General features: G+C 70.0%; 18 protein-coding genes and 1 tRNA gene. 10 read left to right on the top strand and 9 right to left on the bottom strand.

What is annotated here, in order from left to right:
* Positions 1-48 precede the first annotated feature (48 nt).
* On the top strand, positions 49-525 hold the full coding sequence (locus FV230_RS01025; protein ID WP_147840867.1) for an NUDIX domain-containing protein: 477 nt from the start codon (positions 49-51) through the stop codon (positions 523-525).
* A gap of 118 nt (positions 526-643) precedes the next feature.
* Positions 644-718: transfer RNA gene (locus FV230_RS01020), tRNA-Gly, on the top strand.
* Positions 719-1,051: 333 nt separating this feature from the next.
* On the opposite strand, the gene FV230_RS01015 is transcribed toward FV230_RS01020, so the two are convergent.
* From FV230_RS01015 to FV230_RS29310, 7 genes are all read right to left on the bottom strand, one after another.
* Positions 1,052-1,513, bottom strand: a complete 462-nt coding sequence (locus FV230_RS01015) for a hypothetical protein (RefSeq protein WP_147840866.1) — start codon at positions 1,511-1,513, stop codon at positions 1,052-1,054.
* Between the two features lie 34 nt (positions 1,514-1,547).
* The gene (locus FV230_RS01010) at positions 1,548-1,769 is read right to left on the bottom strand and encodes a hypothetical protein (protein WP_246694677.1); all 222 of its coding nucleotides are present in this window, start codon (positions 1,767-1,769) and stop codon (positions 1,548-1,550) included.
* A 76-nt stretch (positions 1,770-1,845) separates the two neighbouring features.
* Positions 1,846-2,637, bottom strand: coding sequence for a hypothetical protein (locus FV230_RS01005; protein ID WP_147840864.1), 792 nt, complete (start codon positions 2,635-2,637; stop codon positions 1,846-1,848).
* Positions 2,638-2,889: 252 nt separating this feature from the next.
* Positions 2,890-3,195 (bottom strand): hypothetical protein, encoded by a 306-nt coding sequence (locus FV230_RS00995; protein ID WP_147840862.1) that lies wholly within the window; start codon positions 3,193-3,195, stop codon positions 2,890-2,892.
* The gene (locus tag FV230_RS29315; protein WP_187275334.1) at positions 3,192-3,368 is read right to left on the bottom strand and encodes a hypothetical protein; all 177 of its coding nucleotides are present in this window, start codon (positions 3,366-3,368) and stop codon (positions 3,192-3,194) included. Before FV230_RS29315 ends, FV230_RS00995 begins: the two co-directional genes overlap by 4 nt.
* The gene (locus tag FV230_RS00990) at positions 3,365-3,724 is read right to left on the bottom strand and encodes a hypothetical protein (RefSeq protein ID WP_147840861.1); all 360 of its coding nucleotides are present in this window, start codon (positions 3,722-3,724) and stop codon (positions 3,365-3,367) included. The genes FV230_RS29315 and FV230_RS00990 overlap by 4 nt, the downstream gene beginning before the upstream one ends.
* A gap of 299 nt (positions 3,725-4,023) precedes the next feature.
* Complete coding sequence (locus tag FV230_RS29310) at positions 4,024-4,245, bottom strand: hypothetical protein (RefSeq protein ID WP_056251323.1); 222 nt, start codon at positions 4,243-4,245, stop codon at positions 4,024-4,026.
* Between the two features lie 136 nt (positions 4,246-4,381).
* Between FV230_RS29310 and FV230_RS29305 the strand changes: the two genes are divergently transcribed.
* The 6 genes from FV230_RS29305 (at position 4,382) to FV230_RS00955 (ending at position 8,899) form a co-directional block, all read left to right on the top strand.
* Complete coding sequence (locus FV230_RS29305; protein WP_187275333.1) at positions 4,382-4,675, top strand: helix-turn-helix transcriptional regulator; 294 nt, start codon at positions 4,382-4,384, stop codon at positions 4,673-4,675.
* Between the two features lie 186 nt (positions 4,676-4,861).
* Entirely contained in the window at positions 4,862-6,541 is a 1,680-nt protein-coding gene (locus FV230_RS00980) for an AAA family ATPase (RefSeq protein WP_147840859.1), read from the top strand.
* Between the two features lie 26 nt (positions 6,542-6,567).
* Positions 6,568-6,813, top strand: a complete 246-nt coding sequence (locus tag FV230_RS00975; RefSeq protein WP_147840858.1) for a hypothetical protein — start codon at positions 6,568-6,570, stop codon at positions 6,811-6,813.
* A gap of 52 nt (positions 6,814-6,865) precedes the next feature.
* Complete coding sequence (locus FV230_RS00970) at positions 6,866-7,465, top strand: hypothetical protein (RefSeq protein WP_147840857.1); 600 nt, start codon at positions 6,866-6,868, stop codon at positions 7,463-7,465.
* Positions 7,466-7,785: 320 nt separating this feature from the next.
* Positions 7,786-8,577: a metallophosphoesterase gene (locus FV230_RS00960; RefSeq protein WP_147840855.1), complete on the top strand. Its 792-nt coding sequence runs from the start codon at positions 7,786-7,788 to the stop codon at positions 8,575-8,577.
* A 1-nt stretch (position 8,578) separates the two neighbouring features.
* Positions 8,579-8,899 (top strand): hypothetical protein, encoded by a 321-nt coding sequence (locus tag FV230_RS00955; RefSeq protein ID WP_147840854.1) that lies wholly within the window; start codon positions 8,579-8,581, stop codon positions 8,897-8,899.
* A gap of 264 nt (positions 8,900-9,163) precedes the next feature.
* Here FV230_RS00955 and FV230_RS00950 read toward each other — a convergent pair whose 3' ends face one another.
* Together FV230_RS00950 and FV230_RS29300 are read right to left on the bottom strand one after the other, a co-directional pair.
* Positions 9,164-10,030, bottom strand: coding sequence for a BRO family protein (locus FV230_RS00950; protein ID WP_187275331.1), 867 nt, complete (start codon positions 10,028-10,030; stop codon positions 9,164-9,166).
* Positions 10,027-10,659, bottom strand: a complete 633-nt coding sequence (locus FV230_RS29300) for a hypothetical protein (RefSeq protein ID WP_162240219.1) — start codon at positions 10,657-10,659, stop codon at positions 10,027-10,029. Before FV230_RS29300 ends, FV230_RS00950 begins: the two co-directional genes overlap by 4 nt.
* A 204-nt stretch (positions 10,660-10,863) precedes the next feature.
* On the opposite strand from FV230_RS29300, the gene FV230_RS00945 reads away from it, so the two are divergent.
* Positions 10,864-11,127 carry a helix-turn-helix domain-containing protein gene (locus FV230_RS00945; protein ID WP_147840852.1) on the top strand — a complete coding sequence of 88 codons (264 nt, stop codon included), beginning with the start codon at positions 10,864-10,866 and terminating at the stop codon, positions 11,125-11,127.
* A gap of 802 nt (positions 11,128-11,929) precedes the next feature.
* Entirely contained in the window at positions 11,930-13,168 is a 1,239-nt protein-coding gene (locus FV230_RS00940; protein WP_147840851.1) for a hypothetical protein, read from the top strand.
* Positions 13,169-13,463 lie beyond the last annotated feature (295 nt).

Genomic DNA, 13,463 nt, shown 5'->3' with positions numbered 1-13,463 from the left:
GGGCGAGATCGTCCTGGACGTGGCCTGAGCGGCTGCGCGGCTCCCCCGATGACGAAGCTCCTCGACCGGCCGCTGGCGCGCCGCCTGTTCCACCTCGGCGCGCTGGCGGCGCGCGGCATGACGCTCGGCGTCCGCGGCGCGGCCTTCGACGCGCAGGGCCGGGTCTGCCTCGTGCGCCACACCTACGTCAGCGGCTGGCAGCTGCCGGGCGGCGGCGTCGAGCGCGGCGAGACCGCGCCGGAGGCGATGGCGCGCGAGTTCCGCGAGGAAGCCGAGATCGCCGTCGATCCCGCGGTCGCCCTGCGCCTGCACGGCTTCTACCGCAACCGCGCGGCCTCGCCGCGCGACCACGTCGCCCTCTACGTCGCCCCGGCCTTCACGGTGCTCAGGGAGAAGCGGCCCGACCGCGAGATCGCGGCCTGCGCCTTCTTCGCCCTCGACGCCCTGCCGGACGCGACCACCCGCGCGACGGTGGAACGCCTGCGCGAGATCCGCGACGGCCGTCGCCCCGCCGATTTCTGGTGAGATCGGACGGACGCGAAAAATCCTCTCAGCCGGCGCTTGCAACGCCGGTTGGAATGGTGTTTAGAGAGCGCCGCCGGGGCCGCCGGGCACGAGAGTTTCCAGCGGGCCAGCATTGTGAGCGGGTGTAGCTCAGGGGTAGAGCACAACCTTGCCAAGGTTGGGGTCGAGGGTTCGAATCCCTTCGCCCGCTCCAATTCACTCGGACAGATTTGGACGCGATTACAGCGCGTTAGCAGAGGCCACCTTCGGGTGGCCTTTTGCGTTCCTGGGGGTGTGGTCCCGTAATTGGTCCCGAAACGGGCTAAAACTCCGCTCGGGATGGGCCCGGCAGGGTGGAAGGCGATCGGCGGTCCCGATTGAAACGGGGCCGGCCATTCGGTCGCAGGCCGACGCTCTCACGCGCCATGGACAGTCCCAAGCCAGGAATTTCCGACCTCGTGTGCGCTGTCGCACATGGACGGTTTTCAGCCGATCGAGGGATTTCGGCGCCGGCCACCCGGATTCCCGCGGGCGGCTAAATCCTGCGTCAGGGGGCGAGCCTGCCGAGATCCTCAAGGTCCTCCGGATCCGGCGGCGCGAGGATCTCGGGTTGGGCTTCCAGCAGCGGCCCGACCGCGGCCGCGATCTCCCGCTTGTCGAGGAGACGGTAGGCCCCGTCGCGCAGCAGGATGACGGCTGGGGCGGGCTTGAGCTTCTTGGCCCCCTTCTCGGGCGTCAGGTACACGCCGTCGTACCCGGGGGGGCCGGGCTTGAACCACACCACGAGGGCGTCCGGCGTCTGCCGCCTGAACCAATCCGACGTTGCGACCCAGGCCGCGCAGGCCTCCTTGGCCACGCGCTTCCGGTTCACGTTCGACAGCTGGGACGCCAGGAACAGCGCGTGCCCGGCGAGCTCGCCAACCGGCAGGGGCGTGAACACGATCTCGCCGGGGGGAGCGTCGACCCGGGTGAAGGTCTCGATGATGGGTTCGGGTTTGGCGTCGGGCATGTCCGCATGATGCGGGCGAGCCGTTAACCGCCCGTCAGCCGGCGGAGCGGGCGGCCTCCCGGGCCCGGCGCTCCGGACCCAGCTTCCTCGCCAGGTCCGCCGGCCGCTGGGCCCGCACGAAGCCGCGGGAGACCTGCCCCGAGAGCTCGGCCATCTCGATCAGGGCGTCACCAGGCGCCCGCCTCAGGGCGTCCCTCGCGTCGCCGTCGGCGGCCTCCATGTAGGCCCGCTCCATCTCGTCCACGAGGACCTCCATTGATTCGCATATGAGAACGAATGAAGAACAAATTGGTGCGGGAGTCGATCCCTGGACGCGACGTTTCGGCCCTCAGTCAGACGAACCAGCTGACCACCAGTGCGACCCCGATGCCGAGGCCGACCTGCAGAACGGTGGAGCGCAGGCGGTCGATCGCTGCGGTGAGGTTGGCGGCATCCAGGTTGGGGGCGGGATCCGCGGGAGCCTGAGGCGGCGGCCCCTGTTCCGGCACCCCATCATCCTCGTCGACCTTCGGCTGCGGCGCATCGCTCCAGCTGAGATGGCGGACCGTGCCGCGGGCCACCTCTGGGCTCTCGCTCGCGTGGTCCGCGTGGGGAGCCAGATACCAGGTGACCCCGTAGCCGGGCGGCGTGTGCTCGTCGCCCTTCATGATCCAGAGATCGAGCTTCACGCCGAGGTGGAACGACGGCATCTCGCCAGCGCGGTAGGCCGCGAGCATCGCGGCCATGTCCATCTCGGGGATCCAGCACTCCAGGAACCAGGCATCCTCGCTCTTGAACTCCCAGTCACCGGCGATGAAGCCGAGCACGCTGGTGAACGGGGTGTAGCCGTTGCCGTCCTCCTGGGGGATGGCGGGCCGGATCGTCACGGGCAAGACCCGGCAGGTGTCGCCCCATCCCGCGAGCCGGACGGTGTCCCTCCGGATCGTGGCCATCCCGGAGATCTGAGGTGTTCGGCTGATGGTCCCGTAGTCCGTGGAGACGGCCTGTCCCATCTTGAGGTTCGAGACCTCGACCCAGAGGGTTCGATAGGGGTCGTGGTGCCACTCTCCCTCGACCTCCGGGATCGCCATCGTCCCGTCCGTAACGATCGATTTCAGCCGCGCGCGCTTGTCCTGTCTCGCCATCTGCCCCCCGAGGTTGAGGCACTCTCGCGGGCTGGCGACGCCCCGTCCAGGGTTCCCGTCCTTAGGCCTGCCTGCGTCCCACGCGGCGCCGGTCGTTGCGGGCCTCCCGCTCCACGGTGTGCCCGATCCACCGGGCGAGCGCGTCCCGGATCCGGGACTCCCGCTCGGCCGGGCCGTCCCCGGGATCCGCGGCGATGATGCACTCGACCGTCCGGGTTGCCCCCCGGGCGAGCTCGTCGATCGTGGACTGCCTCACGGGGTGACCTTCACCAGCGTCAGCCGCGATGCGTTGGCCGCGAGGTGCGACCGCCAGGCCTGCGCGTGCACGCGCCTCGCGAAGCGGACACCGCCAACCTTCTCCGGTATCGCCGAGAGTGGGGGCGGGGGTCCTCCGTTCGGTCCCACCAGTTCCTCGACCGCCTCGCGCAGGACGACCTCCCGCCGGGTCGGCCACATATCGTCGCGAGCCTGTCGGAATGCCTCGTGGTGGCCGGCGAACGTGGCGGCGGCGACGGCGCTCCACCAGAAGGCCTGCTCGGCCGGCCAGTTCCGGATCATCGCGTTCCCACAATCCTGAGGACGATCGCCTGGGGCATCGGGCGCTCGGCGTGACGGGCCATCATCGCCAGCATGGCGAGGCCCTCAGCCTGGTTGAGCAGCAGGGCGGCCGCCTTGTCGACGGCGTCCCGAGCGGCGGCGATCTTTGCCTCGGTGGTCGTTGTCTCGGTCATGCCGCGTCCCTCTTATTCCAGGACCACTCCATCGACGGGGTGAACCTCCGCATCAGGGCGTTCTTCGCGACCCGGACGCGTCCCCGGTTGCGACGCCGGGCGCGTCGGGACAGGGGCTTGCCGATCGAGGGGCGCATCGCCTCGGTGCGGGCCTCCTTCGTCGCCAGGTTCTCCAGGACCTGGCGCCAGAAGTTCGGGAGGAGCTCCCGTGGCATGCCGTGCCGCATGAGAGCGACGTCGCGATCGTACGCCCCACGCTGGGCCTCCAGCAGCGAGGAGGCGGTCCCTATCTCAGGGTGGACCACGGCCATCCGGGGTGGCGCCAGGCGGAAGGGCGTCTCGGTGTAGATGCGCATGGCTCAGGACTTCCGTCCGTTCACGTGAGCCTGGAGACGGCCCAGCCCGGCGCTGATCCAACGGCCGGCGTCGAGCATCCCGAGGGCGAATTCCGCCCCCATGGCCGCCCCCTACCTGGCCGCATGCGCAGCCGCAGGATCTCCCTCCCGCCATGTCCGGCGGGAGATCAGCGCCTCCAGCGTACCGGCCGAGGCGTCGCAGTCGGCTTGAGCCGCCAAGCGCCTGGCTGCCCGCGGGATGGCGTGTGCCGGCAGGCCTGAACGCCGGAGCTGTCGGCGGATGCCGCGCTCAGACTTGGTCATGCCGGCCTCCGTGCCTTGGCCTCGGCCGCCCGGCGCTGCTCGGCGAGCAGGCCGTCGAGGCTGTCCCGGAGCGCCCGGACGAGCGTCATCCCGTCGATGTCGTCGGGGTCCGTGCAGGCCTCGGCCTCGCGCAGGGCGGCCCGCACCGCGGCGATGTCGTCCTCAATCGCGACGTGGCGCTTGGGCGCCTCGCCACCCAGCTCCTTGACCTGCGCCATCCCATTTCCCCCATCGAATCCGTGCAAATGGGAGTCTGCCACGGATCGAAGATTTCCACTGGACGGCGTCCGAAAATTCGCGCAGCCGGCTGAGTCGCAGGGGGTTCCTTGCATGCCGATCAGGTACGCTCAGGGCATGAGCATCTTCGACCTTGGCGAGTCCCTCGCCCTTGCGCGGCGCCACCGCCGGCTCTCGCAGCGGGCCCTTGCGGCCAAGGCCGGCGTCAGCGTCGAGTGGGTGTCCCGCTTCGAGCGCGGTGACAGCATGGAGCCATCGATGCACCGCGTGATGCGATGCCTCCATGTGCTTGGGCTGGACCTGCGGCTGTCGACGTACAACCAGGGCCGGCCCAGCCTCGACGACCTCATCGCGCAGGACGAGGAGGCCGATAGCAGCCCGGCGCTGAAGGCGGCGCTAGGGCTTGGTTAACCCTAGGAACGCGACTCGGTCCGCAACGGCTGCACATAACTTGCACCCTGAGCCGGCTTGGCGCATAACGGCGTCACACCGGAGATGACGTCGATGATCTGCCCTCGCTCGAAACGGATGCCCTGCCTGACCGCCTGAGCCCTGCTCGGCGCGCCCCGCGTGCACTCCCGTTCCAGCGAGATCCCCATGACCGACGACGCCTCTCGGGCGCGCGCCGCTGCCGTCCAGGCCGCCCGTGCCACGCTCCTCGACTCCACCGCCCTGACGGGGCCCCGCCAGCCCGAGGCTCCCATCGGGCCGCGTGCGAAGGCGTTCGGCGGCGAGCACGTGCGGTACGACGCCCGCGTCGACGCCGGCCTGGCTCTCGCCCGGTTCCTCGGCGAGGAGCCCCGGCTCCCGGCCGCGCTAGTCCGGCAGCTCGGGCAGACCCGGCGGGACGTCAGCATCGCCTCCCTGCAGAAGGTGGAGGCGGCGCTGCGCGGGCACGCCAACGCGGAGACCACGTCGGACGCGGGCCGGAACGCCGCGGCGCTGCTGGCGGATGACCTGCTTTTCGCACAGGCGGCGCTGGGGTCCGCCAAGGCGGCGGCGTGCTGCAGCTCGATCTGCTTGCGCCTGGCGCTGGCGTCGGCCTCCAACGGGCATCACGCCGCCGCTTGGCTCGCCCTGCGGAACGCCCTTCGATACTGCGGCGATGCCACGGAGGAGCTGGACGAGGCGGGGTACGTTTCCGAGGACCTGGCCAGCAGCCTGGCGCCGTACGACAACCACGTGGCCCGATTCGCCGAGACGCTCGCGATCATCGCGGCGGCGCACCGGCAGATCGGCATCGAGGAGGACCTCGCCCGCGGTGGCGCCGGCGGCACCGCCAAGGACTGGGTCGACGCGCAGGCGGACGGCCTCGCCGCGCTGGCGCAGCTGGACTGGCCCCTCGGCGACGGAGGCTGGAGGGACCGGGCGGCGCGCGCCACCCCGACGCTCGTCGTCCTAGCCAAGGGGGCCTTGGACCACCTACCCGGTTCCGAGACCACGGGCTCATCGCGGACGTCGCGGGGGTCCACGCCGCGCGCGGAGTTCAACACGCTCGCCGGGGAGGCCCTGCCGCTCGTCCATGGCGTCGATGTCGTGGCCGTCGGCAAGCTGCTCGACGCGCGGTTCCCGTGGTTCACGGACCTCACCGCGCTGCTGCTGCGGGACCTCGCCAACGGGGGTGTAGCCCGGCTGCGGAACACTCTCGCGGTGTCGCCGCCGGGCAGTGGGAAGACGAGCTACCTGCAGGTGTTCTGCGAGGCGGCCGGGATCCCGTGCGTCCTCTACAACGCCGCCGGCGTCGCCGACGCCGCGTTCGGAGGAACCTCGCGCCAGTGGAGCACGGGGCGCGCAAGCGTCCCGTTGCAGACGATCCAGCGGCTCCGCGTCGCCAACCCCGTAATCATCATCGACGAGATCGAGAAGGCGGGTACGAGGTCGGAGAACGGGCGCCTCACGGACTCCCTGATCGCCCTGCTGGAGCCGGTAGGGAGCCGCGCCTTCCACGAGGTCTATCTGGAAACGAACGCCGATCTGAGCGGCACCCAGTTCCTGGCGACGGCCAACGGGACGGGAGCCGTCCCCGGCCCCCTCCTGGACCGCTTCCGCGTCGTGCACGTCGGCCTTCCCAAGGCCGAGGACCTGCCCGTCGCGGCGGCCAACCTCGTCGCCGAGCTCCGCGACGAGCGTGGCCTCGACGCCGGCTGGCTCCCCGACCTCGACGGCGACGAGCTGCATCTGCTGGCGCGCGTGTGGAAGGGGGGCAGCCTGCGCCCGCTCCGCCGCGCCGTGACGACGCTTCTCGACGGCCGCGAGACCCTCGCCCGTCGCCACTGACACCTCATCACTGAAGGAGACCCTCCATGTCCGACGCACGCCCGAATGCCGCCCCGGCCGCCTCCCTCGACGAGGCGATCCTCTCCCTGCGCGCCCGCCGGGAGACGAGCGACCTCCGCTTGGAGGCCGAGTTCTCAGGCCTGTCTGTACTCCACCTGGCGCGGCGGGCGCAGGCCCTCGGCCGCCTCGGGCCCTGCGACGTCGACCGCCTCGTCCAGGGCGTCGTCCGCCTCGTCGACGCCCTGCCGGGCACGCGCGGAGACAGGGCGTGAAATCCGCGCGCGGCCCCCCTCTGCCCACCCCGCATCCTGACAGGAGACCCCCATGCTCATCGACGAATTCCGCGTCATAGCCGACGACGCCGTGTGCCGGCATCCCGGGCACGTCGACGTTGTACCCACCGGCGTCAGCCCGTCCCCGCACGGTCCCCTCGTGACGTGGACGGGCGGCAGCGTGCTCCCCCGGCAGGACAACGGCAGGACAGTGGCGCCGCCCCCCGCGCAGGACGTCCTCCGCGTCCTGGCGCGCACCCTCGCCCTGCGCTGGCAGACCGGCCGCGCCGTCGTCCCGGACGACTGGGACGCCACCCTGCGGGCGCGCCACCCGAGGACGTTCGAGGACGGCGGGCCGTACTCGGGTGGCGGGTGGCGGTGGCTATGGGAAGCGGGCGCGAGCCTGATCTCCGAGGCCGGCGCGACGGGATTCCGCACGACGCAGACCAAGGAAAAGTTTGCGCAAGCGCGATGGTATTACTCCATCGAAGGCAAGACTAGGAAGGCGATGCGCAATGAAGTCAACACTATAGTTGACTGCGTAGAGCACCTGTCGGCCTTCATCTGCGAGACGTGCGGAGCGCCTGGTCGGATCCGGCACGGAGGCTGGTCGAAGGCCTGCTGCGACGCCCATGCCGCCGGGAAGAAGTGACGTCTACCGCAACCTGACGCGCCGGCTCTGGTCCGTGCGCGTCGGCGGCCGGGTCGTCGGCCACGTGCCGGCGATCGTGCTTGCCGACGTCGTCCTCCGGGCGTCGGAGGCGGGCAGGCTGCGGTGCCTCCGGACGGGGGCCCGGGACGTCCACGCGTGGGCGACCGGCACGGTGGCCGAGGGGGACCGGCCGCCCTCGGCGCAGCGGCTTCGGTACGGGCTCTGGTGTCCCGGATTTAGGACGAACGGCCTCCTGGTCACCCGGGCGGCGCAGGTGTGGTTCGAGGCCGACGGGTCGGCGTGGTGCGTGGGAGGGTGGGATGCTGAGAGCCTGGATTTTCAGTGACGTGCACGACGACGCCGACTGCTGGGAGGGCCCGGCCGTCCCGCCGTGCGACGTGGCGATCATCGCCGGCGACGTCGCCGACGGCCTGACGCGGAGGTCCATCCCCTGGCTCGCGGCGTGCGTCGTGCCCTTCGTGCGGCGCGTCATCTACGTCCCCGGGAACCACGACTTCTACGCGTCGAGGTGGCAGAGCGAACTCGAACGCGGGCGCGAGGCCGCGGCCGCCGCCGGCATTCACATCCTCGCCGTCGGGGAGACCCTCGACATCGAGGGCGTGCGGTTCGTCGGGGCCACGCTCTGGACGGACTATGAGCTCCTCGGCGAACCGTTCCGCGTGTTGGCGCAGTCAACGTGCGGGGACCGCGTCGGCGGAATGCGGGATCATCGGCAGATCCGGACGCGGCTCCCGTCGGGCGAGACGAACGCTTTCCGGCCACCGATGGCCGCGGCCGCGCACGTTGCCCAGCTCGGCCGGATCGAGCGCGCCCTAGCCGAGCCGCACGCGGGCCCGACCGTCGTCGTCACGCACCATGCGCCGCATCCCGCGTCGCTGGGCAGGCAGGGTCCGTTGCAGGCGATCGATGCCGCGTACGCCTCGGACTGCAGCCGCGTCCTCGAAGGGGAGCACGCCCCGGATCTCTGGATCCACGGGCACATCCACCGGTCCGCCGACTACCGGATCGGTGGGACCCGCATCCTCGCGAACCCGCGCGGCCGCCGGGGCGAGAACCCCGCCTTCGACCCGTCCCTAGTCCTGGAGATCTGACATGCGTGCGCTCGCCATCCTCGCCCTGCTCGCTGGCCCGGCCGGGGCGGACCCCTACCAGCCCGCCCCGGGCCTCTACTGCCCCGAGGGGGCCGACGTCCCCGCCATCGTCGTCGGGCCCGCCCCCGGCGAGGTCGGCATCGATCTGATGGAGTGCCACGGGGCGAGGATCTCAGGCGGCCGGGTGACGGCCTCCCGGTGCTACGGCAACGGGGGCCGGCCGGTCCCCTACGAGGCGGAGCTCAGCCTCCTGCCCAGCGGCGTGCTGCTGCACGACGGCGTCCGGTACCGGCGGCGGCCGTCCGGGGGGCCGTGCCCGTAGGCCACCGAGCGCCTGGATCGGGGGGTGCTGCAGCGCGCTCCACGAGCGAGGCCGGATTTCGCTCGCGGTGTAACGCCGATCGCGCGGACTGAAACGCGCGAAAATATGCTGAGAGCGTGCCGAAACCGTGCGCAGGCGTGCCCGGGCCGGGTTGCCAATGATACCGAACCGGCCTTCGCTCCCATTTCGCTGCACCAGATTTCAGTCACGAAAAAGGGGCCCGGTCACCCGGGCCCCTCGTCACCACTCAGAGTCTGAGGGGTGTCAGTCGAACAGGTCGGGCTCCCGTGCGGCCCGCCAGTCGACGGAGACGCAGAGCTCGCGTCCGTAGTGGAGGATGCCCTTCGACGTCATCTTTGGCGTCGCACGGGGCTTGCCGCCGTACTCCTCGATCCGGACGCGGAACGGGGCACGGTCGATGAGGTCCTGCCGGGGGAGGTTCGACCTGTTCAGATCCAACAGGTCGCCGCGCTCCTTCAGCCAAGCGATGAACTTGTTCGGCTTTTGCCCGAGGGCCTTGCCACCGGCCTGGAGGCTGTAGAGATCCTCGCTCTCGGTGAACCGCTCGACGCACTCCACCGCCGGCAGGGCCCGCTGTACCTGCCGCTGCGAGGCGGTGAGCTGGCGAGAGGTGTCGATGAGCTCCTGGTCTGTGATGACGAGGCGCTCGACGAGGGCGTCCTCCCGATCCATCCGGGCCAGGAGCATCCTCCTCAGCACCCTGTTCTCGTCGAGGTCCTCGGGGATCGCGACCGGCGTCGGGGCGGGTGCCACGGCGTAGGAACCGGTCCGCCGGATCTCGGGGAGGACCTCGTTCATCGCCCACCGACGGAACCGCCATGCCGTCGCGCCCTTCACGAGGGCACGCTGGCTGCGCATCAGCAGGGTGTAGAGACCGCCCTCGGTGATGACCAGGACCTCGCCCTGGGGATGCCCTAAGAAGATCTTAGCCCTCTCGTCCTCGTCGAGCGCCTTGAGCGAGACGGACGGGTTCGAGAGGCGGGCGGCCTTGCAGACGTCGGCGCCGACGAACCAGGGCTGCCCGTCGATCTCCACGACGCGGATGTCGTGGTTGTCGAAGCGGAAGATCGAGATCGCCGGCGCGGCCGGGATGCGGACGATGGCGTTCACGCGCGCCTCCCGTCGGTGGCGAGGGGTACGGCCACGAAGGCGATGTTCGGGGGCAGTAGGCCGGCGATGTCCCGTGCGGTCTCGGGCGCACCGATGACGATGCCCCGCTCGTACTGTCTGTTCTCGGCCAGGCATTCGACCATGTCGTGCAGGTCGCTCACGACGGCGGCCCGGCAGACGTAGACGCAGGGCACGTCCTTCCCGTCGATCAGGACGTGCCAGAAGGCCCGGGCGAACGGGCGGACTTTGCTGACCTCGGCGCCCGGCAGAAATGCGCCCGGGTCCCGGCGGAAGATCGCCTCGCGCGCCTTGTCGTTCTTCCCGCCCGGCGCGTCGTCGCCGGTCACCAGGAGGAGGCGGTCACGCGCAGCGGCTTTGGCGGCCTCGATCCGGAGCTCGATCGTACCGAGGACGCTCCTGCGCAGCATCGGGAACGCCGGCTCGGCAGTGCGCTCCAGGAGGAACGACCGCGCCGCGTGGGGATCCTCGACGCTCATGGCCGCCGCGATCTCAAGGACCGAGGCCTCCTCGAAGCGCTCGGCGTACTGCGAAATTCCCTGGGCGAGGGACGCGGCGAGGCTACCGTTCGGGGCGGTCGTGGTGGTAAGGTGGGTGCACGGTTCGGTCACGGGGATGCTCCTGTGGCTGACCAGGCCTCGGCGGCGTTCGCGCGCTTCCGGGGCCATTTTTTTCGCCAGTGGATCCGGCGATGTCGGCACGAATCGGAGGATATCACCTTCTTCTGAGAACGCGAGTCGATGTGCCGTCATTGCACGTTTCGGGCGCTTTGGTGATAATGGCCTTCCATCGAATCCGGCTCGGAGTGCCTCGTCGTGTATCCCTCCCCAATGCAGCTGCGCGCCGCGCGGACCCTCGTCGGCCTGACGCAGGACGAAATTTCCCGACGCGTCGGCCTGTCCCAGAGGACCATGGTCGCCGTCGAGATGAGGAAGTCGTCCCTGAGCGCGCTCCACTCCGTGATGGGGTTTTACGCCGGCTTGGGCATCAGCTTCTCAGGCACGCCCGACTACACGGTGCAGACCGTCACCTACACGCAGGCGACGCCTCCGGACGTGCCCCCGATCCCGGACACGTAAGGGAATGTCTGGCGGGCGGTGACCTGCGCGCGGCGCGGTTCGCTGCCGCGATGAGTTTGCCTCGGTAGCGCCCGCCCCACCGTGCCAGGACGCTCTCCACGCCCTCGCTCGCCAGCGTGGCCCGCACGGCGGCCGCGGTTGGGGTGGGCCTCAGCCGACTCTCCCAATCCTCCTCGTGGACTAAGCGGACCGCGCGAATCGGTCAGGTGTAGTCAACGGGCACGGATGCGTCCCCAAGGGCGGCGCAAGCCGATCGGCATGCCCGGTAGGTCGGGACAGGGTCGGCGAGGATGCCGACTCGCAGCAGGCCTGCGAAGGTGAGTAGGAACGCCTGGTCACTGGGCATCACGCCTCGGCTCCGATCCTACCGGCGTCGATGTGCTTCACGGCCGACAGGGCCCGCTCCAGGGCCGCCGCGAGGTCATCGGGTAGACCCCGATCGGGTTAGGAGTTCGAGCCACCAGCTCACCAAGCTGTTCGCGGATTCGATATGTCCTCACGGCATCAGGCGACGGCCGCATGCGAGCACAAATAAATTTTCGACCGCATTAGAGCCCCGTGGAGCCGTCCACGGGGCTCGTTGGCTGAATCCTCCGGTGCCTCGAAGTTAGGCCGTGGGCGAGGCTGAAATCGATGCTTTACCCCCGTGAGATCATGCACCCCGTCGGGGCGGTAGAACTACTGGTCTCGCGAAGTATATCAGTGGATCTCCAAAGCACAGACCCATAGACTAAGGCTAATTTCGAGCGGATCATCGGTCCCGACACGGCGGTGTGGTGCCTGACGTGTCGATGGATACGACATGCTCAACACGGCACAGGCGCGCGACCGCGCCCTCGATTTCCACTGGCGCATCCCGGAGAACATCCTCTCGGCCGCCGGCATCCCCGACATCCCCGATCGCAGGCAGGACGTCGCCAGGCGCAGCGTCCTCGCGGCCGCGTGCATCGCGGCCGACATGGCGCCCGGCGAGGATCGCTGGGTCAGCTACTCGCGCCGCAAGGCGTTCTACGCCGGTCAATCGCGGTACATGGGCCTGCCCTACACCTACGACCGCGTGCTCGCCGCCGTGGCTGAACTCGTCGAGCTCGGGCTGATCGAGGAGGTCCGGGCCCGCCCTGGCGACCACCTCTCCACCGGGATGCAGAGCCGCCTGCGTGCGACCCCCGACCTCGTCCACGCCTTCCGCGACGCGCCCTTCGAGTACGAGACGCGCCGCTGCCGCCTCATCCTCAAGGACGAGGCCGGCGACGTCATCGGCTACGACCCGACACGTCAGACGCGACGCCTGGAGGCCGAGCTCGACCGCATCAATGCCTACCTCGGCAACGTCTCGGTCACGATGCCGACGGGCGACGGGTGGGAGCACGCCACGCGCGTTGTCCGGGCCCGCAACGACCGCAAGGAGAAGGGGACGTGGGCCAGCGTCGTCCCGACCCCGAGCCCCGAGGTTTACCGCGTGTTCGGCCGTGGCCGTTGGGACCGCCACGGCCGGCTCTACGGATGGTGGCAGAACCTCCCCAAGGGACGCCGCCGGGAGCTCCTCATCAACGGCGAGGCGGCCTTCGAGCCGGACTTCGCCACCCTCCATCCGCGGATCCTCTACGCAGCCCGTGGTCACGTCTTGCGCCACGATCCCTACGTCACGGGAACATTCCCCCGTGACGAGGGCAAGCTCGCCCTCAACGTCGCCTTGAACGCGAAGACCATGAACGCGGCAGCGGCGGCCATTATGGACAAGGACGACTGGGAGCACGGCTGGGACTACACCCGCGGCCTGCTCAAGGCCGTCGTGGCGCGGAACACCCCCATCGCCGCAGACATCGCTGCAGACCGTGGGATCCGCTGCATGGCCGTAGACAGCGCCATGGCGGTGGATGTCCTCAAGGCCTGCGAGAAGGCGTCCATCCCCTGCCTGCCCGTCCACGATAGCTTCATCGTACCGGCCTCCAAGGGCCCGTGGATGGAGGCCAAGATGGACGAAATCCTGACGGGCGTTCTCGGCGCTGTAACCCGTTCTCCCTCAACGATAATCGGGTGATTGGTTCCACATATGGGCCCCTGGGCCCCCGTTGTCCCCTTGGGCCCGGGCCTCCTGGTTCCCCGCGGGTCGTCATCCCGCCGTCGTCCCCCTGCTACCTTCCCCGTCGCTGCCGCCCGCCCCGTTCCCTGGTGTAGCTCACTACCGTGACGTTCTGCGCCGCCCTCCCTGGATGTGGCTGGCCGTCGACGCTCAGGGGGGGTCGTAGGAATGGCTCTACCCCCTACTGGACCGCCGTTGTTCCAAGTCTAGAACCGCCGCTTACCCCTTGCTAGACCGTCGTTATTCGCCCTCT

The organism is Methylobacterium sp. WL6, assembly GCF_008040095.1.
Classification (GTDB): domain Bacteria; phylum Pseudomonadota; class Alphaproteobacteria; order Rhizobiales; family Beijerinckiaceae; genus Methylobacterium.
The sequence above is the reverse complement of the archived record's forward strand: the minus strand, read 5'-3'. Positions and strand labels throughout refer to the sequence as shown.